At 67.0% G+C, this 26,599-nt stretch carries 31 protein-coding genes; 22 read left to right on the forward strand and 9 right to left on the reverse strand.

Annotated features, from left to right (window positions below):
- The first annotated feature begins 60 nt into the window (after nucleotides 1-60).
- Entirely contained in the window at nucleotides 61-915 is an 855-nt protein-coding gene (locus tag H977_RS0105075; RefSeq protein WP_029106832.1) for a mycofactocin-coupled SDR family oxidoreductase, read from the forward strand.
- Nucleotides 916-928: 13 nt separating this feature from the next.
- Here H977_RS0105075 and H977_RS0105080 read toward each other — a convergent pair whose 3' ends face one another.
- The 4 genes from H977_RS0105080 to ddaH are packed head-to-tail and all read right to left on the reverse strand — an operon-like array spanning nucleotide 929 to nucleotide 5,478.
- Nucleotides 929-1,810, reverse strand: a complete 882-nt coding sequence (locus tag H977_RS0105080; protein ID WP_029106833.1) for a universal stress protein — start codon at nucleotides 1,808-1,810, stop codon at nucleotides 929-931.
- Nucleotides 1,807-3,315 (reverse strand): amino acid permease, encoded by a 1,509-nt coding sequence (locus H977_RS0105085; protein ID WP_029106834.1) that lies wholly within the window; start codon nucleotides 3,313-3,315, stop codon nucleotides 1,807-1,809. The genes H977_RS0105080 and H977_RS0105085 overlap by 4 nt, the downstream gene beginning before the upstream one ends.
- Before the next feature lie 28 nt (nucleotides 3,316-3,343).
- Nucleotides 3,344-4,594 carry an ornithine--oxo-acid transaminase gene (gene rocD, locus H977_RS0105090; RefSeq protein WP_029106835.1) on the reverse strand — a complete coding sequence of 417 codons (1,251 nt, stop codon included), beginning with the start codon at nucleotides 4,592-4,594 and terminating at the stop codon, nucleotides 3,344-3,346.
- Entirely contained in the window at nucleotides 4,591-5,478 is an 888-nt protein-coding gene (gene ddaH / locus H977_RS0105095; protein WP_081681623.1) for a dimethylargininase, read from the reverse strand. Before ddaH ends, rocD begins: the two co-directional genes overlap by 4 nt.
- Nucleotides 5,479-5,591: 113 nt before the next feature.
- Here ddaH and H977_RS0105100 point away from each other — a divergent pair, with 113 nt between their 5' ends.
- Nucleotides 5,592-6,038: an Rv2324 family transcriptional regulator gene (locus H977_RS0105100; protein ID WP_029106837.1), complete on the forward strand. Its 447-nt coding sequence runs from the start codon at nucleotides 5,592-5,594 to the stop codon at nucleotides 6,036-6,038.
- Between the two features lie 70 nt (nucleotides 6,039-6,108).
- The gene (locus H977_RS0105105; protein ID WP_029106838.1) at nucleotides 6,109-7,296 is read left to right on the forward strand and encodes an NAD(P)/FAD-dependent oxidoreductase; all 1,188 of its coding nucleotides are present in this window, start codon (nucleotides 6,109-6,111) and stop codon (nucleotides 7,294-7,296) included.
- A 62-nt stretch (nucleotides 7,297-7,358) separates the two neighbouring features.
- Here the strand turns inward: H977_RS0105105 and H977_RS0105110 are convergent, their stop codons facing one another.
- Together H977_RS0105110 and H977_RS0105115 are read right to left on the reverse strand one after the other, a co-directional pair.
- Complete coding sequence (locus tag H977_RS0105110; RefSeq protein ID WP_029106839.1) at nucleotides 7,359-8,639, reverse strand: VOC family protein; 1,281 nt, start codon at nucleotides 8,637-8,639, stop codon at nucleotides 7,359-7,361.
- The gene (locus H977_RS0105115) at nucleotides 8,636-9,151 is read right to left on the reverse strand and encodes an RNA polymerase sigma factor (RefSeq protein ID WP_029106840.1); all 516 of its coding nucleotides are present in this window, start codon (nucleotides 9,149-9,151) and stop codon (nucleotides 8,636-8,638) included. The genes H977_RS0105110 and H977_RS0105115 overlap by 4 nt, the downstream gene beginning before the upstream one ends.
- A gap of 107 nt (nucleotides 9,152-9,258) precedes the next feature.
- Here H977_RS0105115 and H977_RS0105120 point away from each other — a divergent pair, with 107 nt between their 5' ends.
- The gene (locus H977_RS0105120) at nucleotides 9,259-9,990 is read left to right on the forward strand and encodes a phytanoyl-CoA dioxygenase family protein (RefSeq protein WP_029106841.1); all 732 of its coding nucleotides are present in this window, start codon (nucleotides 9,259-9,261) and stop codon (nucleotides 9,988-9,990) included.
- Here H977_RS0105120 and mftR read toward each other — a convergent pair.
- Nucleotides 9,976-10,581, reverse strand: a complete 606-nt coding sequence (gene mftR, locus H977_RS0105125) for a mycofactocin system transcriptional regulator MftR (RefSeq protein WP_029106842.1) — start codon at nucleotides 10,579-10,581, stop codon at nucleotides 9,976-9,978. The two genes, H977_RS0105120 and mftR, sit on opposite strands and share 15 nt — an antisense overlap.
- A gap of 93 nt (nucleotides 10,582-10,674) precedes the next feature.
- Between mftR and mftA the strand changes: the two genes are divergently transcribed.
- The 8 genes from mftA to H977_RS32585 all read left to right on the forward strand — a co-directional run bounded on the left by mftA (nucleotide 10,675) and on the right by H977_RS32585 (nucleotide 17,855).
- Nucleotides 10,675-10,770, forward strand: coding sequence for a mycofactocin precursor MftA (gene mftA, locus H977_RS34710; protein WP_019344466.1), 96 nt, complete (start codon nucleotides 10,675-10,677; stop codon nucleotides 10,768-10,770).
- 2 nt (nucleotides 10,771-10,772) lie between these two features.
- On the forward strand, nucleotides 10,773-11,087 hold the full coding sequence (mftB, locus tag H977_RS0105135; protein ID WP_036475160.1) for a mycofactocin biosynthesis chaperone MftB: 315 nt from the start codon (nucleotides 10,773-10,775) through the stop codon (nucleotides 11,085-11,087).
- On the forward strand, nucleotides 11,084-12,274 hold the full coding sequence (gene mftC, locus H977_RS0105140; RefSeq protein ID WP_029106844.1) for a mycofactocin radical SAM maturase: 1,191 nt from the start codon (nucleotides 11,084-11,086) through the stop codon (nucleotides 12,272-12,274). The genes mftB and mftC overlap by 4 nt, the downstream gene beginning before the upstream one ends.
- A gap of 3 nt (nucleotides 12,275-12,277) precedes the next feature.
- Complete coding sequence (gene mftD, locus H977_RS0105145) at nucleotides 12,278-13,468, forward strand: pre-mycofactocin synthase MftD (RefSeq protein WP_029106845.1); 1,191 nt, start codon at nucleotides 12,278-12,280, stop codon at nucleotides 13,466-13,468.
- Between the two features lie 134 nt (nucleotides 13,469-13,602).
- Nucleotides 13,603-14,346, forward strand: coding sequence for a mycofactocin biosynthesis peptidyl-dipeptidase MftE (gene mftE, locus H977_RS0105150; protein ID WP_081681624.1), 744 nt, complete (start codon nucleotides 13,603-13,605; stop codon nucleotides 14,344-14,346).
- Entirely contained in the window at nucleotides 14,343-15,755 is a 1,413-nt protein-coding gene (mftF, locus tag H977_RS0105155) for a mycofactocin biosynthesis glycosyltransferase MftF (protein ID WP_029106847.1), read from the forward strand. Before mftE ends, mftF begins: the two co-directional genes overlap by 4 nt.
- 6 nt (nucleotides 15,756-15,761) lie before the next feature.
- The gene (mftG, locus tag H977_RS0105160) at nucleotides 15,762-17,177 is read left to right on the forward strand and encodes a mycofactocin dehydrogenase MftG (protein ID WP_029106848.1); all 1,416 of its coding nucleotides are present in this window, start codon (nucleotides 15,762-15,764) and stop codon (nucleotides 17,175-17,177) included.
- 48 nt (nucleotides 17,178-17,225) lie between these two features.
- Nucleotides 17,226-17,855 carry a TetR/AcrR family transcriptional regulator gene (locus H977_RS32585; RefSeq protein WP_036475166.1) on the forward strand — a complete coding sequence of 210 codons (630 nt, stop codon included), beginning with the start codon at nucleotides 17,226-17,228 and terminating at the stop codon, nucleotides 17,853-17,855.
- On the opposite strand, the gene H977_RS0105170 is transcribed toward H977_RS32585, so the two are convergent.
- Nucleotides 17,840-19,093, reverse strand: a complete 1,254-nt coding sequence (locus H977_RS0105170) for a cytochrome P450 (RefSeq protein ID WP_029106849.1) — start codon at nucleotides 19,091-19,093, stop codon at nucleotides 17,840-17,842. The two genes, H977_RS32585 and H977_RS0105170, sit on opposite strands and share 16 nt — an antisense overlap.
- A 107-nt stretch (nucleotides 19,094-19,200) precedes the next feature.
- Here H977_RS0105170 and H977_RS0105175 point away from each other — a divergent pair, with 107 nt between their 5' ends.
- Nucleotides 19,201-20,823, forward strand: a complete 1,623-nt coding sequence (locus H977_RS0105175; protein ID WP_029106850.1) for a carboxylesterase/lipase family protein — start codon at nucleotides 19,201-19,203, stop codon at nucleotides 20,821-20,823.
- 5 nt (nucleotides 20,824-20,828) lie between these two features.
- Complete coding sequence (locus tag H977_RS0105180; protein WP_029106851.1) at nucleotides 20,829-21,194, forward strand: nuclear transport factor 2 family protein; 366 nt, start codon at nucleotides 20,829-20,831, stop codon at nucleotides 21,192-21,194.
- A 67-nt stretch (nucleotides 21,195-21,261) separates the two neighbouring features.
- Here H977_RS0105180 and H977_RS0105185 read toward each other — a convergent pair whose 3' ends face one another.
- On the reverse strand, nucleotides 21,262-21,732 hold the full coding sequence (locus tag H977_RS0105185) for a hotdog fold domain-containing protein (protein ID WP_029106852.1): 471 nt from the start codon (nucleotides 21,730-21,732) through the stop codon (nucleotides 21,262-21,264).
- 475 nt (nucleotides 21,733-22,207) lie between these two features.
- Between H977_RS0105185 and rpsJ the strand changes: the two genes are divergently transcribed.
- From rpsJ to rpsC, 8 genes are read left to right on the forward strand one after another with little or no spacing between them, the layout of a single operon-like run.
- Nucleotides 22,208-22,513: a 30S ribosomal protein S10 gene (rpsJ, locus tag H977_RS0105190; RefSeq protein WP_003883485.1), complete on the forward strand. Its 306-nt coding sequence runs from the start codon at nucleotides 22,208-22,210 to the stop codon at nucleotides 22,511-22,513.
- 14 nt (nucleotides 22,514-22,527) lie between these two features.
- Entirely contained in the window at nucleotides 22,528-23,178 is a 651-nt protein-coding gene (rplC, locus tag H977_RS0105195) for a 50S ribosomal protein L3 (protein WP_029106853.1), read from the forward strand.
- Complete coding sequence (rplD, locus tag H977_RS0105200; protein WP_029106854.1) at nucleotides 23,178-23,834, forward strand: 50S ribosomal protein L4; 657 nt, start codon at nucleotides 23,178-23,180, stop codon at nucleotides 23,832-23,834. Before rplC ends, rplD begins: the two co-directional genes overlap by 1 nt.
- Complete coding sequence (gene rplW / locus H977_RS0105205) at nucleotides 23,834-24,136, forward strand: 50S ribosomal protein L23 (RefSeq protein WP_029106855.1); 303 nt, start codon at nucleotides 23,834-23,836, stop codon at nucleotides 24,134-24,136. Before rplD ends, rplW begins: the two co-directional genes overlap by 1 nt.
- 30 nt (nucleotides 24,137-24,166) lie before the next feature.
- Nucleotides 24,167-25,003, forward strand: coding sequence for a 50S ribosomal protein L2 (rplB, locus tag H977_RS0105210; protein WP_029106856.1), 837 nt, complete (start codon nucleotides 24,167-24,169; stop codon nucleotides 25,001-25,003).
- A 21-nt stretch (nucleotides 25,004-25,024) separates the two neighbouring features.
- Nucleotides 25,025-25,306, forward strand: a complete 282-nt coding sequence (gene rpsS / locus H977_RS0105215) for a 30S ribosomal protein S19 (protein ID WP_029106857.1) — start codon at nucleotides 25,025-25,027, stop codon at nucleotides 25,304-25,306.
- On the forward strand, nucleotides 25,303-25,764 hold the full coding sequence (gene rplV, locus H977_RS0105220) for a 50S ribosomal protein L22 (protein ID WP_029106858.1): 462 nt from the start codon (nucleotides 25,303-25,305) through the stop codon (nucleotides 25,762-25,764). The genes rpsS and rplV overlap by 4 nt, the downstream gene beginning before the upstream one ends.
- On the forward strand, nucleotides 25,764-26,597 hold the full coding sequence (gene rpsC / locus H977_RS0105225) for a 30S ribosomal protein S3 (protein WP_029106859.1): 834 nt from the start codon (nucleotides 25,764-25,766) through the stop codon (nucleotides 26,595-26,597). The genes rplV and rpsC overlap by 1 nt, the downstream gene beginning before the upstream one ends.
- The last annotated feature ends 2 nt before the right edge of the window (nucleotides 26,598-26,599 follow it).

Below are 26,599 nucleotides of genomic sequence, written 5' to 3' on the forward strand. Positions count from 1 at the left end.
CAGGAACACGTTCTACTTCTGCTGTTAGCCTGTGGCCAGGCTCACTGAAAGGACCGTGGCATGGCCGCAGGTAACGCAACATTGGAAGGCCGCGTGGCATTCGTCACCGGCGCCGCCCGCGGTCAGGGCCGCGCGCACGCGGTGCGGTTGGCCAACGAGGGTGCCGACATCATCGCGATCGATGTGTGCCGGCCGGTCGATGACACGATCACCTACCCGGCCGCGACACCGGACGATCTCGCCGAGACCGTCGCGGCCGTGGAGGCAGCGGGCCGCAAGGTGTTGGCCCGCGAGGTCGACATCCGGGACTTGGCGGCCCAGCAGCAAGTGGTGGCCGACGGCATCGAGCAGTTCGGCCGGCTCGACATCGTGGTGGCCAATGCCGGGGTGCTCAGCTGGGGGCGTCTGTTCGAGCTGTCGCCCGAGCAGTTCGACACCGTCGTCGACGTCAACCTCAACGGCACCTGGCGGACCATCCGCGCCGCCGTGCCCGCGATGATCGAGGCCGGCAACGGCGGGTCGATCATCATCGTCAGCTCCTCGGCCGGTGTCAAAGCCACGCCCGGCAACGGTCACTACTCAGCCTCCAAACACGGTCTGGTGGCACTGACCAACACACTGGCTCTTGAGGTGGGCGAGTACGGCATCCGGGTCAACTCGATCCATCCGTACTCGATCGACACTCCGATGATCGAACCGGAGGCGATGGCCGAGATCTTCTCCAAGTTCCCGAGCTTCCTGCACAGTTTCGCCCCGATGCCGTATCACAAGGTGACCGACGGCAAGAACGAGGGACTCGCGGCCTTCATGGCGCCCGAGGAAGTTGCCGATGTGGTGGCCTGGTTGGCCGGTGACGGCTCGGCCACTCTGTCGGGCAGCCAGATCGCCGTCGACCGGGGCGTGCTGAAGTACTGATCTCTCGGCGGAACTAGCCCGGGAGGACGAGAACTGGAACCGGGCTGTGCCGCAATATCTTTGATCCGTGTGAGCCCAGGAACACACGGGCGACCGCGCCGCCGGGCGAGGTCCCGATCGCCAGGATCTCGCCCTCGAGCCAGTCGATGGCGTCGAGGGCCTCGCTCCAGTCGTTGCCGGTGACGACTTGCAGGTCCACGTCGTCGCCCACGGTCTTGTCGTCTTTCAACCGGATCAGTGCCTGCTGAGCCTGTTTCACCCATTCCTGCAGGATCGCGTCTTCGGCGTGCAACCCGACGGTGGGCGGATACATGTTGCGTCCCCGGACCGCGAAGGTGACGACGCGCATGGGCGTGTCCAGTCGTCGGCCCAGCTCGGCCACCTGCCGGACGACGGCCACCGTGTCGGGTGATCCGGGGAAGGCACACGTGATGCGGGCCAGCGCAGCGGATTTCGGCCGGCGGTAGCCGCGCGGGCTGATCGCCAACGGAACCGGGCAGGAGTGCAGCAGCCGGTCGGCGGTCGAGCCGGCCACGACCTGGCCCAATTGGCCGTCGGCGGACGAGCCGAGAACGAGGACCTCGGCGTCGAGCTCGTCGACGGCTTCCAACAGGCCGCCGGAAACCGACCGGTGCGCGAATTTGTGGAAGCTGACGTCGAGACGATCGTCGAGTGCCCAGATGTGTTGCCGGGCCTGCTCGGCCGAGGAGGCCGCCAATTGTGCGGCGTATTCGGCATATTCGGCGTCGACACGGGCGGGCGACGGGGTCAGCCAGGGACGCGGCACGACGGTGGCCACCGCCAGCGAGGTGTTGAGGCTGCGGGCCGCACCGACTGCGAGGTGCAGTGCGGATGCCCCGCCCTTGCCCGCCAGGTACCCGACGACGACGGTCATCGGGTTTCCTCGGTTCCGGGGACGATCATCACGTCGTCCTCACCGGCTGCCGGGCCGGGTATGTAGCCGTCGCCGCCGTCGTTGAGTGCGCTGTGATGACGGCTCCACACCAGATAGAACGCCAGGGCGAGAGCGACCCAGATGCTGAACCACAGCCAGGTGATGGGCGGCAGGCCGTAGAGCACGAACAGGCACGCCAGCACCGAAAGGACCGGTGTCACCGGATAACCGGGGACCTTGAAGGCCCGCGGCAGGTCCGGCTCGCGCACCCGCAGGATGATGACGCCGATCGACACCACGATGAATGCCACCAGGGTGCCGATCGATACCAGGTCCCACAGGTAGTCCAGCGGCACCAGCCCGGCCAGGGTTCCGGTGACGGCCGCCACGACGATGGTGTTGTTCACCGGAGTCATGGTGCGCGGGTTGACCTTTGCGAACATCGGCGGCAACAGACCGTCGCGGCCCATGGCGAACAGGATGCGGGTCTGCCCGTACATCACCACCAGGGTCACCGAGAAGATCGAGATGACGGCGCCCACGGCGAGCACGGTGCTTGCCCACGTCTGGCCGTGCAGGATGTTGGTCAGCATCACCGACAGTCCGGCCTCGGACTGCTCGTCGGAACCGAAGTCGTCGGCGGACTGGGTGCCCAGGCCGGCGAACGCGACCAGGATGTAGATGCTGGTGACGACGACCAACGCCCCGAGGATCGCCCGGGGCATGGTCTTCTGCGGATTCTTCACCTCGTCACCCGCGGTGGAGACCGCATCAAGACCGATGAATGTGAAGAAGATCGTGCCGGCGGCCGCGGTGATGCCGGTGAACCCCTTGTCCCAGAATCCGGCGAAGTGATCGGTGGTGAATGCGGTGAACGCGATGGCCACGAACATGCCGAGCACACACAGCTTGAGGATCACCATCACGCTGTTGACGGCCGCGGACTCGCTGGCGCCGCGGATCAGCAGGAGCGCGCACATGACGATCAGCACGGTCGCAGGCAGGTTGATCACGCCGGGGTTGTCTCCCCACGGCGCCGCGGACATTGCGTGCGGCAGCCGCCAGCCGAACAGGTTGTCCAGCAGCTGGTTGAGATAACCGCTCCAGCCGACTGCGGTCGCCGACATGGAGACGCCATACTCGAGGAGCAGGCAGGCCGCGACGCCCATGGCGATGAACTCGCCCATCGTGGTGTAGGCGTAGGAGTATGTGGAACCCGAAACGGGCACGGCTGCAGCCATTTCCGCGTAGCAGATCGCCGAAAGTCCGGCGGCGATGCCCGCCACCACGAACGACACCAGCACCGCGGGCCCGGCTTTGGGGACGGCCTGCTGCAACACGATGAAGATGCCGGTGCCGACCGTGGCGCCTACGCCGAACAAGGTGAGTTGGAATGTGCCGATGCTTCGCCGGAGGTGGTCGGACGCGCCGTGGGCGACCGGGGCTCCGATGACCGGCCTTCGCCGCAACATCTGGGTGGTCAGGTTGTTGGCTGGGGCGGACATGGTGCCTCCTTGGCTGCCGGTCAACCGATTATCGGCGCGTTGCGTCCAGTGCGTCGGCGAACTGGTCAACGGCCCAGTCGAGCTCATCGGCGGTCACCACCAGAGGTGGGGCGAACCGCAGGGTTGAGCCGTGGGTGTCCTTCACCAGCACACCGCGTTCCGCCAGGGCCAGACCGAACTGCTTGCCGGTGCCCAGGCTGGGATCGATGTCCACGCCCGCCCACAGTCCCATACCTCGCACGGCCGTCACCCCGTGCCCGATCAAGCCGCTCAGTCGCCTGTGTAGATGGCCTCCGAGTTCCGTTGAACGGAGCTGGAATTCGCCTCGGAGCAGCATGCCGACCACTGTGGTGCCGATCGCCGCGGCCAGCGGGTTGCCGCCGAACGTGGAGCCATGCTCGCCAGGGTGCAGCACACCGAGCACATCGCGGTCGGCCACCACCGCGGACAGTGGCACCACGCCACCACCCAGTGCCTTGCCGAGCAGATATACGTCGGGAACCACATCCCAGTGTTCGCACGCGAAGGTGCGTCCGGTGCGGGCCAGGCCGGACTGGATCTCGTCGGCGATCATCAGCACGTTCCTGCTGGTGCAGATATCGCGGACCCGGGGCAGGTAGTCAGCCGGCGGGACGATGATGCCGGCCTCGCCCTGGATGGGCTCGATCAGCACCGCGGCCGTGTTCTCGTCGATCGCTGCGTCGAGCGCGCGATGGTCCCCGAAGGGCACCGTCCGGAATCCGGGCGTGTAGGGGCCGAAACCGCGGCGCGCGGTGTCGTCGTCGGAAAAGCTGATGATCGTGGTGGTGCGGCCGTGGAAGTTGTTGCGCGCCACGATGATGTTCGACTTGTCCGCGGGGACGCCCTTGACGTCGGTGGCCCATTTGCGGGCCACTTTGATGCCGCTCTCGACGGCCTCGGCACCGCTGTTCATCGGCAGCACCATGTCCTTGCCGCACAATGCGGCCAATGCCTCGGCGAACGGGCCGAGCCGGTCGGAATGGAAGGCACGGCTCACCAGGGTCAGCCGGTCGAGTTGGGCGTGCGCGGCGGCGATGATCTCGGGATTGCGGTGGCCGAAGTTCACTGCCGAATAGGCGGCCAGGCAATCGAGGTAACGCCGGCCGGTCACATCGGTGATCCAGGCTCCCTCGGCGCTCTCTGCGACGACGGGCAGCGGTGAGTAGTTGTGTGCGACATGGCGATCGTCGAGTGAGATCGCCGACGCGGTCGCGGAATCCGGGGTGGCCTGGCTGTCCACACTGTCCAGCATGGTCATGGGTGCAGCTCCAGGGTGCAGCATTTGACGGATCCGCCGCCTTTGAGGAGTTCGGACAGGTCGACGCCGATGGGCTCGAACCCGGCCCGGCGCAGTTGGCCGGCGAATCCGGTGGCGGCCGCCGGCATCACGACGTTCCTGCCGTCGGAGACCATGTTCAGGCCGAGGACGTAGGCGTCTGCCGAGCTGACTTCGATGGCGTCGCTGAACAGTTCGGTCAGCCGCTTTCTGGCGTCGTCACTGAACGCCGGGGGATAGTAGGCGATCGTCGTGTCGTCGAGCACGGCCAGCGCGGTGTCCAGGTGGTAGAAGCGCGGGTCGACGAGTTCCAGGCTGGTCACGTTCAGGCCGGTGATGGCCGCGATCTCGTCGTGCGCGCGCCGGTCGGTGCGAAAACCATATCCCGCCAACAAATTTCGCCCAACCAGGAGCAGATCGCCCTGACCCTCGTTGACGTGCTCGGTACGCACCGGCCGGTAGCCGGCCGCGGCCATCCACGCGGCGTAGGCGTCGGCCTCGCCGGCGCGCTGCGGGTAGGCGAAGCGGGCGACCACCGCGGTGTCCCCGATCACGAAGCCGCCGTTGGCGGCGTAGACCATGTCCGGCAGGCCGCGGCGCGGCGTCACCAGGTCGACGGTGTGGCCGAGATCGGCGTAGGCCGCGCGCAGCGTGTCCCACTGGGCAACGGCAAGCGTGGTGTCCACGGAAGTTGAGGTGTCCATCCACGGGTTGATGGCGTATTCGACGGTGAAGTGGTCGGGGGCGGTCATGGCGTATCGGCGGGTGGTCGCGCTCCGCGCGGGTGATGCGGCGGAGCGAGTAGGAGCTACCGCGCCGTCGATTTCGGGCGCGGCGCCAGGCATGACTTCCTCGGAAATCGTCATGAATCGACGATAAGGAGGTTCTGCGACGCAATCAATTGTCGCCTGTTGCGTGATATGCAGCGATATATTGCATGAAACACAGATTGGCGGAGGTTTGTTGCGTGGAGGTGGCTGTGGAACGTCTGGACGACACCGACGAGCGGATTCTGGCCGAACTCACCGAGCACGCCAGGGCGACATTCGCCGAGATCGGGCAGCGGGTGAATCTGTCGGCGCCCGCGGTCAAGCGGCGGGTGGACCGCATGGTCGCCGAAGGGGTGATCCGCGGCTTCACCACGGTGGTCGACCGCAATGTGCTCGGCTGGAGCACCGAGGCGTACGTGCAGGTGTTCTGTCAGGGCACCATCGCGCCAGATCAGTTGCGCGCGGCCTGGATCGACATCCCTGAAGTGGTCAGCGCGGCAACGGTCACCGGTACCGCCGACGCCATCCTGCATGTGCTGGCCCGCGATATGCGCCACCTTGAGGAGGCCCTGGAACGGATCCGCTCAACAGCCCATATCGAGCGCAGCGAGAGCATCGTGGTGTTGTCGAACATCATCGACCGGGGCCGGTCGTGACGCGCGTCATCGACACCGGCGAACGTAGGGTGGCGCACAACGCTCAAGCCCGATCGTGTAAAAACCCCACGTGACTACTTCAACGGGATCAGCGGCGGGCATTGTCATCGTCGGCGGCGGCTTGGCTGCGGCCCGGACGGCCGAACAGCTGCGCCGTTCGGAGTACGCCGGGCCCATCACGATCGTCAGCGACGAGGACCATCTGCCCTACGATCGGCCGCCGCTGTCCAAGGAAGTGCTGCGTGCCGAGACGGATGACGTCACGCTCAAGCCTGCCGAGTTCTACGCCGAGAACGACATCACGCTGCGGCTCGGCTCCGCCGCGCAATCGGTGGATACCGCCACCAAGACGTTGAAGCTCGCCGACGGTAGCGACGTGGCCTACGACGAGCTCGTCATCGCCACGGGGCTGCTGCCGAGGCGGATCCGGTCTTTCGGTGACTTGGCGGGTATTCACGTGCTGCGGTCCTACGACGAGAGCATGGCCCTGCGCGAGCACGCCGGAAAGGCGCAGCGCGCCGTGGTGGTCGGTGCCGGCTTCATCGGCTGCGAGGTCGCCGCGAGCCTGCGCAAGCTGGGCGTGGAGGTGGTACTCGTGGAGCCGCAGCCCACGCCGCTGGCCTCGGTCCTCGGCGAGCAGATCGGAGCGCTGGTCACCCGGCTGCACCAGGCCGAAGGTGTCGACGTGCGGTGCGGTGTCGGGGTCAGCGAGGTGCGCGGCGCCGACAAGGTGGAGCAGGTGGTGCTCGGTGACGGCACCGAGCTCGACGCCGACCTGGTCGTGGTCGGTATCGGCTCGCACCCGGCGGTCGAGTGGCTCGAGGGCAGCGGTATCCAGCTCGACAACGGCGTGGTGTGCGACGAGGTCGGCCGGTCCAGCGCCGCGGGCGTGTGGGCCATCGGTGACGTCGCGTCGTGGCGCGATCACGTGGGTGGCCAAGCGCGCGTTGAGCATTGGAGCAATGTGGCCGATCAAGCGCGCGCCATGGTGCCGGCGATGCTCGGCCAGGACTCCTCGCCCGTCGTCTCGGTTCCGTACTTCTGGAGCGATCAGTACGACGTCAAGATCCAGTGCCTGGGTGAGCCCGAGGCCGACGATGTCGTGCACGTGGTGGAGGACGACGGCCGCAAGTTCCTGGCCTTCTACGAGCGCGACGGTGTCGTGGTCGGTGTGGTCGGCGGCGGCATGCCCGGCAAGGTGATGAAGGCCCGCGGCAAGATCGCCGCCGGCGCCCCCATCTCCGACGTCCTCGGCTGACTTTCCCGGTGATTTCGGTGCGTCCGGTAACGCTCGGCGTTACCGGACGCACCCAAATCGCTCTAGAACTGGCCGAGGTAGAACCGGCCACCCTGGTCGTCGGTGCACTCGGCCATCAATCCGTAGGGCTGTCGTGACGGCTGCTGCAGCACGGTGCCGCCGGCCTCGGCGACGCGGGCGACCGCGGCGTCGATATCGGCGACCGTCCACATGGGCACCGTCACTGCCCGCGGGGCGCCGCCGGCCATGCCCGACATCGGCTGGCTGCCCTGAACTCCCCAGCCGTCGTCGATCCGGCCGGGTTCGAAGGTCCACGACAGCACCCGGCCGTAGAAGTCCTTGAACGCCGCCGAGTCGGGGACTTCGTAGGTGATGTACGAAAGTTCGCCTGGCCCAGCCCCGTTGAGCTCGGGGCGTGGGACGGCGGTGGCGGGCTGGAAGACCGCGAACGCGGTGCCATCCAGGTCTGTCGCATCCAGCACGGTGCCGAATTCTCGAACCTGCGGCTCACCGGCGACGCCGCCGGCCGCTGTGATCGCCTGTTGCGCCTGGTCGAGGTCGGCGACGGCGTAGCAGCAGAACAGGGTGGGCGGACCATCGGTGTTGAAGATGCCGACGTGCTGCCGAGTGTTGGTGACCTGGTGGGTGGCCGGGTCGAAGGTCCAGCCAAGCACCCGCTCGTAGAACCGGGCGGCGCGGGCGATATCGGGTGCCCAGACCGAGACGTAGCCGACGTCGCCGTGCTGGATGGGAACGACCGCGGCGGCGACCGGTCCCGTGAGCATCCACCGGTGACCCGAGGGGTCGATGATCACGGCGTTGCGGGTGCCGTAGTTCTCGTAAGGTTCGCGCTGTACCTGCGCACCCAGGGTCCTGGCTCGCTCCAGGGCGGCGTCGGTGTCGGGCACATTCAGCATCAGGCTCACTGAATTGGACTGTGGCGCTGGCGCTTTCAAGCCCATTTCAGGAAAATCGTCGGCCAGGTACAGCGCACCGCCCGCGAGTTCCAGCTCGGCATGGCCGATGCGGCCGTCGTCCATCACGATCGGCTCGCCCACCGGAACGGCGCCGAGCGCGTCGCGGTACCAGGCGATGGCGGCACGGGCGTCGGGCGTGGCCAGGTAGGCCACGACAGCGGATCGTGCGGGAGTCGGCGTGGTCGAGGGCTGATTCAGGTCGTCGATGGCAGTGTCGGTTCCGCTCATGTCAACTCCTTGTGTGTGGGTGGGCAGGGTGAGGGCCGCTTCCAGCCGGGCGCGCAGCCGGGCCGCGAATGCCGGATCGGGGGACACCGGCTGGTCGTCGCCGCTCAGCACGGTCAGCGGATCGTGGCTGTTGATCACGTCGTCCCTCCCTCCGGTGTCGGGTACTGGGCTCTGAAGGCGCGGCGGGCCCGCACCAGCAGCGCCTCGGTGGCGTGCACCGTGCGGCCGATGAGCTCAGCGCATTCGCCGACCGTGCGGTCGTCGACGTAGCGCAGGACGAGCACGGTGCGGTGGTGCTCGGGTAGCCGCGCCAAAACCGATTCGGCGACAATGCGATCCAGTTCGGCGTCCCAGTCGTCGGTCGGCTCGACCGGTTCGGGCAATTCGGCCACCGGCACGGTGAACCGGTCGTGGCGCCGCCGGTAGTGGTCGGCCAGTTTGTGCCTGGCCACCCCGATCAACCATGGCACCGAGATTGGCGGCGGCGACGGTCTGCGGGCCGCATCCATCGCGGCCAGGAACGTCTCCGACGTCAGGTCCTCGGCGGTTCCGCGGTCACCGCAGCGTCGTACGAAGTAGCCGTACACCACTGGCAGGGCCTCGTCGTAGCACCTCAGCAGCACCCGCGGAGCGTCAGTTTCGGCGCTCACACCCTTATCGTCGCCGTCGGGAGCCGAACTCCGACGGGGTTGTGTGAAGAATCTTTCGCCGGATAATCATTGGCGTCCATGCGGCGGAGTACGCCATGGTGGTCGCCATGGTGGATGTCGATGTATTTCGGCGGGACGGGTTCGCCAAGATCGAGCAGGCCGTTCCGGCCGAAATCGCCGATGCGGCCAGGGATCTGCTGTGGGCACAGATCGGGCTGTCCCAGAATGATCCGGCATCGTGGACCGCGCCGGTGGTGTGGGCGGCAGATCTGACGGGGGCGGGCCCGTTCGGTCAGCTGGTGGGCGGTGCCCCGCTCGCCGAGGCCCTGGACCGGATCTGCGGAACCGGAGGCTGGCTTCCGCGGGGTTCTCTGGGAAACATCCCGGTCCGCTTTCCCGTCGGTCCGCCCGCGGAGGACCGGGGCTGGCACATCGATGCCAACACTCCGCTGCCAGGCGGACAGTGGGCTGTCAGCGGTCGTCCGCAGACGCTGTTGGTGTTGACGCTGCTGTCCGAGGTCGGGCCTGCCGACGCGCCGACGCGCATCCGGGTGGGCTCGCATCGCGACGTGGCCCGGGTGCTGGGACCCGAGCCGGTCGATTTCGTCGAAGCCGGGGCTCTGGTCGACGAGGTGAGCCGGGCCCGCCCGGTGGCCCACGCCACCGGACGGCCTGGTGACATGTATGTGGTCCATCCGTTCACGGTGCACGCCGCCGACGTACATCGCGGTCGCAGACCACGATTCATGTCGCAGGCGCCCGTGACGCTCACCGAGACGCTCGGTCCGTCCGGCCCGGCGGCACTGGCCGGGGTGTGGGATGACCTACCCCGGGGCTAGGGCTTCCAGGCCGGGTCGCGCCACCTCGAACGCGTCGGCGATGGCGTCGACCAGCGCGACCGACTCGTCGGCGAGCCAGTGCTCATACGCCGACAGCGCGACGCCCAACATCAGCCAGCCCGCGGTCTGTGGCATCAGGTCATGGGGTGCCGCGCCGATCCGCTGAGCCACGTAGGCGGCGATGACCTCACGCCAGCCGGCGTACATCGTCATCGAATATGCCTGCAGGCCTGCGGTTTCCAGGATCACCCGCATGCGCAGGCGGTGCTGGGGCATTTCCTGGTCATCGAAGGTATTGAACGCCAGCAGGGCTTCGCGCAGCGCCTCGGCCAGAGGGATCTCTGCGCTCAGTGAGCTGAGCAGGTCGCGCAGGTGTTGCAGGTAGGCGTCGAAGTCGCCCCACGGGATGGCGTTCTTGGAGGCGTAGTAGCGGAACAGGGTGCGTCGCGCGATGCCTGCGGCCCTGGCGACGTCGTCGACACTGACCTCGTCGAACCCCCGGCTGGCGAACAGGGTCAGGGCCACGTCGGCGATGTGGTCCTGCGTGGTGGACGGGCGCCGACCGACGCGGGGCCCGGATACCTGCCGCATGAAACCCGCCCTTCCATTTGTGCACTCGATGCCATATTCTTGCGACTCAGGTCACAATTGTCGAGACCCACAGTTGCAGGAAAGGTGCGATTCATGGATCAGAACCCACAGGTTGAAACCGAAACCCAGCTCGTCACCGAGACGCTCGTCGAAGAGGTCTCGATCGACGGTATGTGCGGGGTTTACTGACGGTGTCCACACAGGTTGCCGATACGGCCGGGCGCACCGGCGTGGTATTCGACCCCGATGTCAGCTGGCGGTTGCATCACCAGGTGGCGGTGCGGCCGGAGCCGTTCGGTGCCCTGCTGTATCACTTCGGAACCCGCAAGCTGTCGTTTCTGAAGAACCGGACGGTCGTCGAGGTGGTCAAGTCCCTGGCTGATCACCCCGACGCCCGGTCCGCGTGCCGCGCGGCCGGTGTCGCAGATTCCGACCAAGGTCCTTACCTGCACGCGCTGAGCGTGCTGGTGTCCTCGAAGATGCTCGTCCCCGGGAACTCACAATGACTTCTGTTGCACCAGTGCCAAGACTCGTCGAGCAGTTCGAACACGGACTCGACGCCCCGATCTGCCTGACCTGGGAGCTCACCTACGCCTGCAACCTGGCGTGCGTGCACTGCCTGTCCTCGTCGGGTAAGCGCGATCCGCGCGAGCTGTCCACGCAGCAGTGCAAGGACATCATCGACGAGCTGGAACGCATGCAGGTGTTCTACGTGAACATCGGCGGCGGTGAACCCACTGTGCGCCCGGACTTCTGGGAACTGGTCGACTATGCGACCGAGCATCACGTCGGGGTGAAGTTCTCCACCAACGGCGTGCGCATCACGCCGGAGATCGCCGCGAAGCTCGCCGCCAGCGACTACGTCGACGTCCAGATTTCCCTGGACGGCGCCAACGCCGAGGTCAACGACGCCGTGCGTGGCAAGGGGTCGTTCGACATGGCCGTGCGTGCGCTGGAAAACCTTGCCGCCGCAGGTTTTTCCGATGCCAAGATCTCGGTGGTGGTCACCCGCCACAACGTCGACCAGCTCGACGAGTTCAAGGCGCTGGCCGACCGGTACGGCGCCACGCTGCGGATCACGCGGCTGCGTCCGTCGGGTCGCGGCGCCGACGTCTGGGACGAGCTGCACCCGACCCCCGACCAGCAGCGCCAGCTCTACAACTGGCTGGTCGCCCACGGTGAGCGCGTGCTGACCGGTGACTCGTTCTTCCACCTGTCGGGTCTGGGGGAGCCCGGTGCGCTGGCCGGGCTGAACCTGTGCGGCGCCGGCCGGGTGGTCTGCCTGATCGACCCGGTGGGCGATGTCTACGCCTGCCCGTTCGCCATCCACGACAAGTTCCTGGCCGGAAACATCCTGGAAGACACCGGCTTTGGAGCCGGCTTCCAGAACGTCTGGCAGAACTCCCCGTTGTTCCGCGAGCTGCGCGAGCCGCAGTCGGCCGGGGCGTGCAGTGGTTGCGGTCATTACGACGCGTGCCGTGGTGGCTGCATGGCGGCCAAGTTCTTCACCGGTCTGCCGATGGACGGGCCGGACCCGGAATGCGTCGAAGGCTGGGGCGAGCCGGCCCTGGCACGAGAACGCATCAAACCCAAGCCGAGCGGTGATCATTCTCGCGGCACCAAGCAAGGGCCGGTGGCGCTGAAGTTGCTGACCAAGCCGCCCGCCCGCATCTGTAACGAAAGTCCGGTGTAACCCATGGCCCGTGATACCTGGTTCGAGACCGTCGCCATCGCCCAGCAGCGGGCGAAGAAGCGGCTGCCCAAGTCCGCCTACTCGTCGCTGATCTCTGCCAGTGAGAAGGGCGTGACGGTCTCCGACAACGTGGAGTCGTTCGCCGAGCTCGGCTTCGCGCCGCACGTGGTGGGCGCCACCGAGAAACGCGAGATGTCGACAACCGTCATGGGGCAAGACATTTCGATGCCGGTCATCATCTCGCCCACCGGTGTGCAGGCGGTCGACCCCGACGGTGAGGTTGCCGTGGCGCGCGCGGCTGCGGCACGCGGAACCGCCATGGGGCTGTCGTCCTTCGCGAGCAAGCCGATGGAAGAAGTCACCGCGGTCAACGACAAGATCTTCTTCCAGATCTACTGGCTCGGGTCGCGCGACGAGATCGCCGAGCGCGTGCAACGGGCCAAGGATGCCGGGGCGGTCGGACTGATTTGCACGACCGACTGGAGCTTCAGTCACGGCCGGGACTGGGGTAGCCCGAAGATCCCGGAGCGAATGGACCTGCGCACGATGTTGCGGATGTCTCCGGAGGTGCTCACCAAGCCCCGCTGGCTGTGGAGCTTCGGCAAGCACCTGCGTCCGCCGGACCTGCGCGTGCCCAACCAGGGCCGGCGCGGTGAGGCCGGGCCGACGTTCTTCGAGGCCTACGGGCAGTGGATGGGCACCCCGCCCCCGACGTGGGAGGACATCGCGTGGCTGCGTGAGCAGTGGGGCGGTCCGTTCCTGCTCAAGGGCATGGTGCGCGTCGATGACGCCAAACGTGCGGTGGATGCGGGTGTTTCGGCGATCACTGTGTCCAACCACGGCGGCAACAACCTGGACGGCACCCCGGCGGCGATCCGTTGCCTGCCGGCCATCGCCGACGCGGTGGGCGATCAGGTCGAGGTTTTGCTGGACGGCGGGATCCGCCGCGGCAGCGACGTCGTCAAGGCCGTGGCGCTGGGCGCCCGGGCCGTGATGATCGGGCGGGCCTACCTGTGGGGCCTGGCCGCCAACGGCCAGGCCGGCGTCGAGAACGTGCTGGACATCCTCAGCGGTGGCATCGACTCGGCGCTGCGCGGCCTGGGCAAGTCCTCGATCCACGACCTCACGCCGGACGACATCCTGGTGCCCGAGGGCTTCACCCGCACCCTCGGTGTGCCGCGCACCGACGCCTGACGGTTGCACCGGCGCGCCGTGCGGCGTGTCGTGACAGGGGTGGCAGGAGAGACGTACGTGGTACTCACGGCCGGTGTAGGGAAAGCTAAGGCAAATCAATTGCTGCTCGTGCTCCAACAATTGGCGCACGGTAGGTGAATTCGGCCTACCATCGGCACGTGGCTTTCCCCAGCGGGCTCGGGAACTCAACGTCGAGACAGCTACACAGCATGTCGCCAATGTTGATCATCCCCGTGGGCTCTACCGAGCAACATGGTCCGCACCTGCCTCTGGACACTGACACCCGTATCGCCACCGCCGTCGCGCACGAGGTCCTCGAGTACCTCGACGAGGCGCCGGCAGGTGAGTGGATGGTGGCACCGCCCGTCCACTACGGTGCCAGTGGCGAGCACGAGGGGTTCCCCGGCACGGTGTCGATCGGTACGGCCGCTTTGCGGTCGTTGCTGGTTGAGTACGGACGCTCCGCGTCGAGCTGGGCCTCGCGACTCGTCTTCGTCAATGGTCACGGAGGCAATGTGGAGGCGCTGGCTGCTGCGGTGGCCCTGCTGCGCCAGGAGAGCCGTGACGTTGGCTGGGTTCCGTGTATCGCCGAGGGGGCTGATGCGCACGCGGGCCATACCGAAACATCTGTATTGCTACATATTTCGCCCGGTGACGTCTGGACCGATGACCTGAGTGCCGGGAACACGGCCCCGCTGTCGGAGCTGATGCCTGCGATGCGCAGAGGCGGAATCGCGGCTGTCAGCGAAGTCGGGGTGCTGGGTGACCCGACAACCGCGACGGCTGCCGAGGGGGAGCGTATCTTTGCTGAAATGGTCGACGGCTGCGCCGGCAGGATCAAGCGGTGGCAGCCGGACCGGAACGGATTGCTGACATGACCGGACCGAGACTGCCCGACGGTTTTGCCGTGCAGGTGGATCGCCATGTCAAGGTGCTCGGGGCCGGCGCGGCGCTGCTCGGCGGGTCACCGACCCGGTTGCTGCGGCTGGCGCCGACGGCGCAGACCATGCTCAACGGTGGCCGCTTGGAGGTGCACGACGCGCAGAGCGCGCAACTCGCGCGCACTTTGCTCGACGCCACGGTCGCCCACCCCCGTCCGCCCAGCGGCCCGTCGCATCGCGACGTGACGGTCGTTATCCCGGTGCGCGACAATGTATCCGGCCTGCACCGTTTGATCGCCGCGTTGCGGGGCCTGCGGGTGATCGTCGTCGACGACGGTTCGGCGGTTCCCGTGGCGCAGTCCGAGTTCGCCGGGATGCACTGCGACGTTCGGGTGCTCCGGCACCTCCGCAGCAACGGTCCGGCGGCGGCCCGCAATACCGGCCTCGCCGCCTCGGAGACCGATTTCGTCGCGTTCCTCGACTCGGATGTGGTGCCGCGGCGCGGGTGGCTGGAGGCGTTGCTCGGACACTTCTGCGACCCGGCGGTGGCCCTGGTGGCGCCTCGCATCGTGGGATTGCATACCGCTGACAATGTGGTCGCCCGCTACGAGGCGGTGCGTTCGTCACTCGATCTGGGGGTGCGTGAGGCGCCGGTGGTGCCCTACGGCCCGGTGTCCTACGTGCCGAGCGCGGCCATCATCTGCCGGCGGTCGACGCTGGCCGGAGTGGGCGGGTTCGACGAGACCATGCATTCCGGTGAGGATGTCGACCTGTGCTGGCGCCTGGTCGAGTCGGGGGCCAGGCTGCGGTACGAGCCCATCGCGCTGGTGGCGCACGATCACCGGACAGATCTGCGAGAGTGGTTCAACCGCAAGGCTTTCTACGGTACTTCGGCGGCACCGCTGAGTGTGCGGCACCCGGGCAAGACCGCGCCGGTGGTGATCTCCGGATGGACGTTGATGGTCTGGCTGTTCCTGGCCATGGGCTCTTACGTCGGGTATGTGGGCTCTGTGGTGATCGCGGTCTTGACGGGCCGGCGCATCGCACGGTCCCTCAGCACCGTGCAGACCGAACCCACCGACGTCGCGGCGGTGACCGCGCGCGGGTTGTGGTCGGCGGCTCTGCAGCTGTGTTCGGCGATCTGTCGGCACTACTGGCCGGTCGCGCTGATCGCGGCCCTGCTGTTCCGGCGGGCCAGACACGCGGTCCTGGTGGCCGCGGTGCTCGACGGCGTGGTCGACTGGGCGAGCCGGCGCGGGAACGCCGACGACGACACCAAACCGGTCGGCCTGCTGGCTCACATCCTGCTCAAGCGTCTGGACGACCTGGCCTACGGGATCGGCTTGTGGACCGGGGTGGTGCGGGAACGTCAGCTGGGCGCGCTCAAGCCTCAGCTGCGGAGCTAGAGCCAATTGAGCGATGTTCTGATCGTCGGTGCCGGAAGCGCCGGATCAATTCTGGCCGAACGGCTTTCCAGCGATCCCGGCTGTCGCGTCACGGTCGTCGAGGCAGGTCCGGCGCCCAGTGACCCGCGAGTGGAGGCACAGATCACCGACGCCCTGCGGCTGCCGATCGGGGCGGCCAGCTCGGTGGTGCGTCACTATGCGTCGGTGCTGACCGAGAATCCGCAGAGGCACACCGAGATCATCCGGGGATCGGTCGTGGGAGGTTCCGGCGCGGTCAACGGCGGCTATTTCTGCCGGGGGCTGCCCACAGACTTCGACACCTGGGCGGTTCCGGGGTGGGGCTGGGAGGACGTGCTGCCGCATTTCCGCGCCATCGAGACCGACCTCGACTTCGACACCGCACTCCATGGTGACAGCGGCCCGATCACTGTTCGTCGGGTACGCGAATTCGATGGCTGCACAGCTTCTTTCGTCGACGCCGCAACCCGCGCGGGGTTCGGCTGGATCGATGACCTGAACAGCTCGGACGCCGGCGCGGCGTTGCCTGCCGGGGTGGGAGCCGTCCCGTTGAACATCAACGGCGGCACCAGAGTCGGGCCTGGCGGCGCCTACCTGAAGCCGGCGCTTGCCCGCCCCAATCTCGAGCTGCGGACCGACACCCGGGCGCGCCAGGTGCTGTTCCGGGCGAACCGGGCCGTCGCGGTGCGGTGTGACGACGGTTCGGTTCTCGATGCCGGTCGAATCGTACTGTGCTGCGGTGCGATTGGATCGGCACACCTGTTGCTGCTGTCAGGTGTCGGGCCGGCGTCCGAACTCGCCGCGCTCGGTGTCGAGGTGGTGGCGGACCTGCCCGTCGGGATGCACACCGTCGACCATCCGGAATGGGTCCTTCCGGTCTCCTGGGTGCCGACGCACGATCTGCCGCCGTTGGAGGCCGTACTCACCACCGTCGACGGCATCGAGGTGCGCCCCTACACGGCGGGGTTTGCGGCCATGGTGCACGGACCCGGTCATGACCCCGCCGAGCTTCCGCATCTGGGTGTGGCGCTGATGCGTCCGCACTCGCGCGGCCGGGTCCGGTTGGCGTCGGCCGATCCGACGATCGCGCCGGTCATCGAACACCGCTACGACACCGTGGCAGACGATGTCGACGCACTGCGCCGAGGTTCGGAGCTGGCTCGTGAATTGGTCAGTCACACAGCAAAAGTCGGTGTTGCGTCGTGGTCGACGTCGCAGCACCTGGCCGGCACGGCGCCGATGGGAACCGGTTCGGGTGCGGTGGTGGATCCGACCTGCCGGGTGCTGGGGGTCGAGGGACTGTGGGTGGTGGACGGGTCGATCATGCCCGCGATCACCAGCCGCGGCCCGCACGCGACCATTGCGATGATCGGTCATCGGGCCGCGGAGTTCCTGACGACCTGATCCGGCGAGGCGAAGTGGTAGGCAACTTTCATGGAGGTGTGACGGCGAATGACTGCCGGAAGCGGTGATCCGCGCCCGGCCCGATCCCGGGCCCGCTTACTGGAGGCGGCGACGGCGCTACTGCGGTCAGGCGGGCCCAGCGCGGTCACCGTCGACGCCGTCACCAGAGACGCCAATGTGGCCAGGGCCACGCTGTACCGGCACTTTCCGAGTGGAAATGATCTGCTGGCAGCCGCATTTCGCGCACTCATCCCCGCAGCGCCGATGCCGCCGGAGGAAGGTACGCTGCGGCATCGGCTGATCGCGCTGGTTCAGGCGCAGGCCGACTCGATCGCCGAGGCGCCGATCAGCATCGCCGCCATGTCATGGCTGGCGCTGGGCGGCGACCTGGAGAGGCTGCCCTGGCGGACGGGCGACAGTGCGGAGGTGCGGACCCTGCGCGAGCGGGTGGCAGAGCACTATGCGGCACCGTTCGACGCGATCTTCGACAGCCCGGACGTCATCGCCGAACTCGGCGACGTCGATCGCACGCAGGCCGCCGCGCTGCTGCTCGGTCCGATCGTGTTGGGCAAGCTGAGTACGCTGACCGGGTTCGACTACACGACGTGCGTGCGCGCCGCGGTGGACGGTTTCCTGGCCACCCACCGCCGCTCCGAACAGCCTCAGCGTAGCGAGTAGCGAATCGGCAGGTGCTTGAGCCCGCCGACGAACGTCGTCGCGGAAAGCTCTGGAGTTCCGGCCAATTCGATGGAGTCCAGGCGGCTCAGCAGCTCGGTGAACAGGCTGTTCATCTCCATCCGGGCCAGAGCCGCACCGAGGCAGAAGTGCACGCCGTAGCCGAATGCCAAGTGCTTGTTGGGATCCCGGCCCACATCGAAGCGGTGCGGATCTTCGAACACATCCTCGTCACGGTTGCCGGAAACATAGGCAAGGTAGACGGATTCGCCCTTCGCGATCGGCGTTCCGCGTACGACGGTGTCGGCCGTGGCAGTGCGCATGAATTCCTTGACCGGAGTGGACCATCGGATCATCTCCTCGACGGCGGTGCCCATGAGCTCGGGTTGCGCCTGCAGCCTGGACAGTTGGTCCGGATTCTCGATGAGTGCGTGCAATCCGCCGGAGATCGCGTCCTTGGTGGTGTCGTGTCCGGCGCTGGCGACGATGACGTAGTACGAGGCGGTGTCGACGTCGGAGAGCGGTTGTCCGTCGACGGTGCCGTTGGCGATGGCCGATGCCAGGTCTTCGGTCGGGTTGGCGCGGCGAGATGCGGTCAGTGCCGAGAAGTAGGCGAAGAAGTCCATCAGCACCGCGAGCTGGTCCTCCAGCGAGCCGCCGTCGCGCTTGTACTCGTCGTCGTCGCCGCCGAACATCTCCTGGGTCAGCATGTGCATGCGGGCGAAGTCTTCTTCGGGCAGCCCGAGCAGCGACATGATCACGTACAGCGGGAAGTCGACGGCGATCGCGGTGACGAAATCGCACTCGGGGCCGATATCGCGCATCTTGTCGACGTAGCGCTTGGCGAGCTCGTCAACCCGGACCTTGAGGTCACGCATTGCCTTGGGGCGGAACCAATCAGCGCCGATCGAGCGGACTTTGCGGTGGTGTGGATCGTCCATGTGGATCAGCGTGCGCAAGCCCATGCCGGCCTCAAGCTGTTGTTTGGCCAGGTCGTCCGCGGCCGCGGTGGCCAGCAGCGGCCTGGGCTCGCTGATGAACAGGTCGTTGTCGCGCTCCACGGCCATGATGTCGGCGTGCTTGGTGATGGCCCAGAAGGGCCGGTAGGGCGGGTTGTCGACCCACGCCACCGGATTGTTGGCGCGCAACCGGGTCAGCGCGGTGTGCAGGCGTGAATCGTCGGCGTACGCCGCCGGGTCGGCGAGCACCTTCGCGGCGTCATCCATCGTCGGCGCGTTCATACTGACTCCTCCCGGGCGGGTAGTTGACGAGTGTCAATTGGCACCATATGTGACCGGTGCCACGTAAGGGCGCCGATTCTGTCGATCCGCCCCGTACGCTCGCAGCCATGCGGTCGGGGCGGCGGGCCATGGCGTTGCTGGCAGTGGCGGCGATGCTGGTTGCGGGCTGTGCGGGTGGTGGCGGGATGGCCCCGACCCCGGTCCCGTCCGAGCAAACACCGGTACCCGCCCAGGGACATGTCCAGGGGCCGGACCCGGCGGTGGTCCGGACCGCGGCCGGAATCCTACGCGGCACAGTGGCATCCGGCCATCGGTTGTTCGCCGGGGTTCCGTATGCAGCAGCTCCGGTGGGCCCGAAGAGGTTCGCCGCGCCGGCTCCCGCTCCGGGGTGGCCGGGGGAGCGCGACGCCACTCGGGCGGGCCCGCGCTGCATCCAGGACCCCAGTTCGGATCCGGAACAGGGGGCGAACGCCACCGAGGACTGCCTGTCGCTGAACGTCTGGACGCCGCCGGTCTCGGATGAGAAGCGGCCCGTCATGGTGTGGATCCACGGCGGTGCGTTCGTAGGCGGCAGCAGTGGCATCTACGACGCGGGGAGGCTGGCCGCGCGCGGCGGCATCATCGTGGTCACGATCAATTACCGGCTGGGGACCCTCGGATTCCTCGCCCACCCGGCTCTGGGTGCCGGCGGTGACATCGGCAACTACGGCCTCGCCGACCAACAGGCGGCGCTGCGGTGGGTCCGGGACAACATCGCCGATTTCGGTGGCGATCCGCAAAAGGTCACTGTCGCCGGTGAATCCGCGGGCGGTATGTCGGTGTGCGACCACCTGGTGTCGCCGGGGTCGGCGGGTTTGTTCCGGGCCGCGATCCTGATGAGCGCCCCGTGTCAGGCGCAGGCCGACCTCGCCGTCGCCACCCGCCAGTCGCTCGATTACGCGGCGACCGCCGGCTGTCCGGATCCCGCGACGGCCGGCACCTGCCTGCGTGCACTTCCGGTCGATGCGCTGCGAAAGCCGGTGTGGTACTTCAATATCGGCAGCGATGAGCTGACCGGTCCGGTCACCGGCTCGGCGTTGGTGCCCCGGGCGCCGTTGGCGGTATTCGGCTCCGGTGACAGTGAACCGGTGCCGTTGCTGATCGGTACCACCCGCGACGAGTTCACCCTGTTCGTGGCGTTGCGCTATCTGCGGGCAGGTCAGCGTTATACGCCGGCGGATTACCCGAAGTTGTTGTCCGAGACATTCGGTGCCGATGCCGCGGCCGTGGCGGCGCACTACCCGATCGATCGATACGGCGGTGTGGCCCAGGCGTATTCGGCCGCCGTGACCGACGGTGACTTCGCCTGTGTATCGGAACGGATCGCCGGTGACTTGTCCCGCACCGGGCCGGTCTACGCCTATGAGTTCAACGACCGCAACGCCCCGGCGCCCGACGTCATGCGAACGTTGCCGTTCCCGATCGGCGCAAGTCACTCGCTGGAGCTTCGCTATCTGTTCGACGTCGGCGGGGCGCCCCCGTTGGACCCCGCGCAGCAACGGCTCTCGGATCAGATGATCGACTACTGGAGCGCCTTCGTGCGCTCGGGTGAGCCCGCGGTCGACGGTGAGCCGGCCTGGCCAGGGTTCGACGGTGGCCGAATGTCGTTGCAGGCCGACGGCAGTCGCGTCGACAATGGCTACGCTCGCATCCATCAATGCCCGTTGTGGGCGGGGCTGAAGGAGAAGTGAACTCGATGGCGACACCGGATCCGCAGGCTTTCGCCGAAGAGTGGGTGAGCGCATGGAACGCGCACGACGTGGAGGCGGTGCTGGCCCACTTCCATGACGACGTGGTGTTCAGTTCACCGGTCGCCGCGCGCGTGCTGCCCGAGACCCACGGTCTGGTGCGGGGCAAGGACGCGTTGCGTCACTACTGGAGCACGGCGCTGGCCAGGTTTCCCGATCTGCACTTCGAGGTGCTCGGCACCTACCGCGGCGAATCGGCTCTGGTGATCCACTACCGCAATCAGCTCGGCGGATTGGTCAACGAGGTGCTGTTGTTCGACGGCGCATTGGTGCGCGAGGGCCACGGCACCTACTTGGAAGAAGCGCCGGGTTAGTGCCGAGCGTGTACTCAGATCGTGGTGTCAGACGAAATCGCGATCTCAGCGCACGCTCGATGACTGACTAGGCCGGCGTCACCCAGGTGGTGATGTCGGCGTGCACCACCTCGACGCCGTGGCGGTCGGTGATGCTGACCGGCACCACGATGTCGATGCCCTCGGTGATGGTGCCGAAATCGGGCGGCGTGAGCTCCGCTCTGGCCCGCAACGAGGTGGTGGCCTTCGCGAGGTACTGCACATTCATGGCCTTGGGGATCCAGCGGTGCGTCGTCGGCACGGTGGCCTCCATCAACATCCCCATCGCCATCTCGGCGGCATTGCACGACGCGATGGCATGCACCGTGTGCAGATGGTTGTACACGTAGAACCACTTGGGCACCGTCACCTCGGCCAGTCCGGGTTCCATGCGCCGCACGTGGGGGAGTATCGACGCGAAGTACGGCACGCGGGCCATCGCCGCCGCCGAGAACAGCTGGGTGCCCAGTGGCTTGCCGGACAACTGCTGCCAAGCGCGGTACGTGGAGGTGACGGTCACCGGGCCTACCTTACTCACAAGTAAGATAGGGATCCGCGCGGCGCTAGAGCGCCCAGATTGAAGTGAGGGACAAACCCGGGCCCAGATTTGTCCCTGAGTGCAATCTCGGCGACGATTGGAGCGGCGTGCATGCACGCCCCCGGACCTGCTCGATCGTGGATTTGGAGGACGCCCAGATCTAGGGCATACTGTTCGGGTTGCCTTGAGCCGGGTATTTCCTGGCCGGGCATACGACCGGCGCCCCCACGGGCGCGTCCGGTCCCAACACCGATCTCGACGGATTTTTCACGGCGAGGACGTGTGCGTGCGGGCGACACACCCGACCGCGGGGGCCGGTGAACCACAGACAGGTAAACAGCGGCGGCAATTCTCGGCGCAACCCGCGCCGGGGCACCAGGCCCGACGGGGCTTCGATGGCATGTCCATCGGGACTCCGATACGGCCGGCCGATGTACGAAGTAGAGGTAGGAGAAGCGTGGCGGGACAGAAGATCCGCATCAGGCTCAAGGCCTACGACCATGAGGCCATTGATGCCTCGGCGCGAAAGATCGTCGAGACGGTGACCCGTACCGGTGCCAGTGTGGTGGGCCCCGTGCCGCTGCCGACCGAGAAGAACGTGTATTGCGTCATTCGGTCGCCGCACAAGTACAAGGACTCGCGGGAGCATTTCGAAATGCGCACCCACAAGCGACTGATCGACATCCTCGACCCGACGCCGAAGACCGTTGACGCGCTCATGCGCATCGATCTGCCGGCCAGTGTCGACGTCAACATCCAGTAGGAGATCCAGAACAGATGGCAAGAAAAGGCATCCTGGGCACCAAGCTGGGCATGACGCAGGTGTTCGATGAGAACAACAAAGTCGTCCCGGTGACGGTCGTGAAGGCCGGCCCCAACGTGGTGACCCTTATCCGTACCCCCGAGCGCGACGGCTACAGCGCCGTGCAGCTCGCCTATGGCGAGATCAGCCCGCGCAAGGTCAACAAGCCCGTGACCGGTCAGTACGCCGCCGCGGGTGTCAACCCGCGCCGCCACCTGGCCGAGCTGCGGGTCGACGAGGCTGCCGCCGCCGAGTACGAGGTCGGCCAGGAGCTGACCGCCGAGATCTTCGCCGACGGTGCTTACGTCGACGTGACCGGCACCAGCAAGGGCAAGGGCTTCGCCGGCACCATGAAGCGTCACGGCTTCAAGGGTCAGGGCGCCGCCCACGGTGCGCAGGCCGTGCACCGTCGGCCCGGCTCCATCGGTGGCTGTGCCACCCCGGGCCGCGTGTTCAAGGGCACCCGGATGTCGGGCCGCATGGGCCACGACCGGGTGACCACGCAGAACCTCAAGGTTCACAAGGTCGATGCCGAGAACGGCGTGCTGTTGATCAAGGGCGCAATCCCCGGACGCAACGGTGGTCTGGTGGTTGTCCGCAGCGCAATCAAGCGAGGCGAGAAGTAATGACTCTCAAAATTGATGTGAAGACTCCGGCCGGCAAGACGGACGGTTCCGTCGAGCTGCCCGCCGCGTTGTTCGACGTCGAGCCCAACATCGCTCTGATGCACCAGGTCGTCAACGCACAGTTGGCCGCCAAGCGCCAGGGCACCCACTCGACGAAGACCCGCGGTGAGGTCTCCGGTGGCGGCAAGAAGCCGTACCGGCAGAAGGGCACCGGCCGGGCGCGTCAGGGTTCGACCCGCGCACCGCAGTTCACCGGCGGTGGCGTCGTGCACGGCCCCCAGCCACGCGACTACAGCCAGCGGACCCCGAAGAAGATGATCGCCGCCGCCCTGCGCGGTGCGCTGTCGGACCGGGCCCGCAACGAGCGGATCCACGCGATCACCGAACTGGTCGAGGGGCAGACCCCGTCGACCAAGAGCGCCAAGGCGTTCCTGGCGAGCCTGACCGGAAACAAAAAGGTCCTCGTCGTCATCGGCCGCACCGACGAGGTCGGGCTCAAGAGTGTCCGCAACCTGCCCGGTGTGCACGTGGTCTCGCCGGATCAGCTCAACACCTACGACGTGCTCAACGCCGACGATCTGGTGTTCAGCGTCGAGGCGTTGAACGCGTACATCGCGTCGAGCACCAAGGACCAAAAAGAAGGAGCGTCGGTCTGATGGCAACGATTACAGACCCCCGCGACATCATCCTGGCCCCGGTCATCTCGGAGAAGTCGTACGGGCTGATCGAGGACAACGTGTACACGTTCATCGTGCACCCGGACTCCAACAAGACGCAGATCAAGATCGCGATCGAGAAGATCTTCGACGTCAAGGTGAGCTCGGTGAACACCGCCAACCGGCAGGGCAAGCGCAAGCGCACCCGCGCGGGCTTCGGCAAGCGCAAGGACACCAAGCGCGCCATCGTCACCCTGGCCGCCGGCAGCAAGCCGATCGAACTGTTCGGAGCCCCGGCCTAACCGGCCGGGAACTAAGAGGATTTAACTGATATGGGAATTCGCAAGTACAAGCCGACGACCCCGGGTCGTCGCGGTGCCAGCGTCTCCGATTTCGCCGAGATCACTCGTTCGACTCCGGAGAAATCGCTGATTCGCCCGCTGCACGGCAAGGGTGGTCGTAACGCCCACGGCCGTATCACCACCCGGCACAAGGGTGGCGGCCACAAGCGTGCCTACCGCGTCATCGACTTCCGTCGCCATGACAAGGACGGCGTCAACGCCAAGGTCGCGCACATCGAGTACGACCCCAACCGCACCGCGAACATCGCGCTGCTGCATTTCCTGGACGGCGAGAAGCGCTACATCATCGCGCCCCAGGGTCTGAAGCAGGGCGACGTCATCGAGCAGGGGCCGAACGCCGACATCAAGCCCGGCAACAACCTGCCGCTGCGCAACATCCCCGCCGGTACCGTGATCCACGCTGTGGAGCTGCGGCCCGGTGGTGGAGCCAAGCTGGCCCGCTCGGCCGGCGTGAGCATCCAGCTGCTGGGTAAGGAAGGCACCTACGCCTCCCTGCGTATGCCGTCCGGTGAGATCCGTCGCGTCGACGTGCGCTGCCGCGCCACCGTCGGCGAGGTGGGCAACGCCGAGCAGGCCAACATCAACTGGGGTAAGGCCGGCCGTATGCGGTGGAAGGGCAAGCGCCCGACCGTCCGTGGTGTCGTGATGAACCCGGTCGACCACCCGCACGGTGGTGGTGAAGGCAAGACTTCCGGTGGTCGCCATCCGGTCAGCCCATGGGGCAAGCCGGAGGGCCGCACCCGCAAGCCCAACAAGCCGAGCGACAAGCTCATCGTCCGTCGCCGGCGCACCGGCAAGAAGCGCTAGGCCGCGGAAGGAGTAGCAGCGATGCCTCGTAGTCTCAAAAAGGGTCCGTTCGTCGACGACCATCTTCTCAAGAAGGTCGACGTTCAGAACGAGAAGAACAGCAAGCAGGTCATCAAGACCTGGTCGCGTCGGTCCACCATTCTCCCCGACTTCATCGGGCACACGTTTGCGGTGCATGACGGCCGCAAGCACGTCCCGGTGTTCGTCACCGAGGCGATGGTGGGGCACAAGCTCGGCGAATTCGCCCCGACGCGCACCTTCAAGGGTCACATCAAGGACGACCGGAAGAGCAAGCGGCGATGAGTACCACAGTCATTGAATATCCGTCGGCGTCGGCATCGGCGCGCTTCGTGCGCGTCTCGGCCAGCAAGGCACGCCGCGTCATCGATCTGGTCCGCGGCAAGAGCGTCGAGGAAGCCCTCGACATCTTGCGGTGGGCGCCGCAGGGCGCAAGCGAGCCGGTTGCCAAGGTGATCGCCAGCGCTGCCGCCAATGCGCAGAACAACGAAGGCCTGGACCCGACCACTCTCGTGGTGGCCACGATCCACGCCGACGAAGGCCCGACCGCCAAGCGCATCCGTCCGCGTGCCCAGGGGCGTGCGTTCCGGATTCGCAAGCGCACCAGCCACATCACGGTGATCGTCGAGAGCCGGCCGCCCAAACAGAAGGGTGCGTCCGCCGGTTCGGCACGGTCGCGCCGTGCTCAGGGCAGTAAGGCCGCCACGAAGAAGTCTGCCGAGACGAAGGGAGGCTCGGAGTAGTGGGCCAGAAGATCAATCCCCATGGCTTCCGGCTCGGTATCACCACCGAGTGGAAGTCCCGGTGGTACGCCGACAAGCAGTACAAGGACTACGTGAAGGAAGACGTCGCCATCCGGCGTCTGCTGGCCACTGGTCTGGAGCGCGCCGGTATCGCCGACGTGGAGATCGAGCGCACCCGTGATCGGGTTCGAGTTGACATCCACACCGCGCGTCCCGGAATCGTCATCGGCCGCCGCGGCACCGAGGCCGACCGTATCCGCGCCGACCTGGAGAAGCTGACCGGCAAGCAGGTTCAGCTCAACATCCTCGAGGTGAAGAACCCTGAGTCCGTTGCACAGTTGGTAGCCCAGGGTGTTGCCGAACAGCTGAGCAACCGTGTGGCGTTCCGCCGCGCGATGCGCAAGGCGATCCAGTCGGCCATGCGTCAGCCCAACGTCAAGGGCATCCGGGTGCAGTGCTCGGGTCGCCTCGGCGGTGCTGAGATGAGCCGCTCGGAGTTCTACCGCGAGGGTCGCGTTCCGCTGCACACGCTGCGCGCGGACATCGACTACGGCCTCTACGAGGCCAAGACCACCTTCGGCCGGATCGGCGTGAAGGTGTGGATCTACAAGGGCGACATCGTCGGTGGCAAGCGTGAGCTCACCGCCGCAGCGCCGGCCAGTGACCGGCCGCGTCGTGAGCGTCCGTCGGGCACCCGGCCGCGTCGTAGTGGCGCCTCGGGCACCACGGCGACGAGCACCGAGGCCGGCCGCGCCGCGACCGGTGACGATGCTTCGTCCGCAACCGAGGCCGCGGCTGCCAGCGCACCCGCAGCTGAGAGCACGGAGAGCTAATC

It is taken from the genome of Mycobacterium sp. URHD0025 (assembly GCF_000426065.1).
Lineage (GTDB): Bacteria > Actinomycetota > Actinomycetes > Mycobacteriales > Mycobacteriaceae > Mycobacterium.

What these genes read in the sequence shown, in the direction of transcription:
- H977_RS0105075 (WP_029106832.1), top strand. Translation starts at nt 61, where the DNA reads ATGGCCGCAGGTAACGCAACATTGGAAGGCCGCGTGGCATTCGTCACC.
- H977_RS0105080 (WP_029106833.1), bottom strand. Translation starts at nt 1,810, where the DNA reads ATGACCGTCGTCGTCGGGTACCTGGCGGGCAAGGGCGGGGCATCCGCA.
- H977_RS0105085 (WP_029106834.1), bottom strand. Translation starts at nt 3,315, where the DNA reads ATGTCCGCCCCAGCCAACAACCTGACCACCCAGATGTTGCGGCGAAGG.
- rocD (WP_029106835.1), bottom strand. Translation starts at nt 4,594, where the DNA reads ATGACCATGCTGGACAGTGTGGACAGCCAGGCCACCCCGGATTCCGCG.
- ddaH (WP_081681623.1), bottom strand. Translation starts at nt 5,478, where the DNA reads ATGACGATTTCCGAGGAAGTCATGCCTGGCGCCGCGCCCGAAATCGAC.
- H977_RS0105120 (WP_029106841.1), top strand. Translation starts at nt 9,259, where the DNA reads ATGGTGGATGTCGATGTATTTCGGCGGGACGGGTTCGCCAAGATCGAG.
- mftR (WP_029106842.1), bottom strand. Translation starts at nt 10,581, where the DNA reads ATGCGGCAGGTATCCGGGCCCCGCGTCGGTCGGCGCCCGTCCACCACG.
- mftA (WP_019344466.1), top strand. Translation starts at nt 10,675, where the DNA reads ATGGATCAGAACCCACAGGTTGAAACCGAAACCCAGCTCGTCACCGAG.
- mftC (WP_029106844.1), top strand. Translation starts at nt 11,084, where the DNA reads ATGACTTCTGTTGCACCAGTGCCAAGACTCGTCGAGCAGTTCGAACAC.
- mftD (WP_029106845.1), top strand. Translation starts at nt 12,278, where the DNA reads ATGGCCCGTGATACCTGGTTCGAGACCGTCGCCATCGCCCAGCAGCGG.
- mftF (WP_029106847.1), top strand. Translation starts at nt 14,343, where the DNA reads ATGACCGGACCGAGACTGCCCGACGGTTTTGCCGTGCAGGTGGATCGC.
- H977_RS32585 (WP_036475166.1), top strand. Translation starts at nt 17,226, where the DNA reads ATGACTGCCGGAAGCGGTGATCCGCGCCCGGCCCGATCCCGGGCCCGC.
- H977_RS0105170 (WP_029106849.1), bottom strand. Translation starts at nt 19,093, where the DNA reads ATGAACGCGCCGACGATGGATGACGCCGCGAAGGTGCTCGCCGACCCG.
- H977_RS0105175 (WP_029106850.1), top strand. Translation starts at nt 19,201, where the DNA reads ATGCGGTCGGGGCGGCGGGCCATGGCGTTGCTGGCAGTGGCGGCGATG.
- H977_RS0105180 (WP_029106851.1), top strand. Translation starts at nt 20,829, where the DNA reads ATGGCGACACCGGATCCGCAGGCTTTCGCCGAAGAGTGGGTGAGCGCA.
- rplC (WP_029106853.1), top strand. Translation starts at nt 22,528, where the DNA reads ATGGCAAGAAAAGGCATCCTGGGCACCAAGCTGGGCATGACGCAGGTG.
- rplD (WP_029106854.1), top strand. Translation starts at nt 23,178, where the DNA reads ATGACTCTCAAAATTGATGTGAAGACTCCGGCCGGCAAGACGGACGGT.
- rplW (WP_029106855.1), top strand. Translation starts at nt 23,834, where the DNA reads ATGGCAACGATTACAGACCCCCGCGACATCATCCTGGCCCCGGTCATC.
- rplB (WP_029106856.1), top strand. Translation starts at nt 24,167, where the DNA reads ATGGGAATTCGCAAGTACAAGCCGACGACCCCGGGTCGTCGCGGTGCC.
- rpsS (WP_029106857.1), top strand. Translation starts at nt 25,025, where the DNA reads ATGCCTCGTAGTCTCAAAAAGGGTCCGTTCGTCGACGACCATCTTCTC.
- rplV (WP_029106858.1), top strand. Translation starts at nt 25,303, where the DNA reads ATGAGTACCACAGTCATTGAATATCCGTCGGCGTCGGCATCGGCGCGC.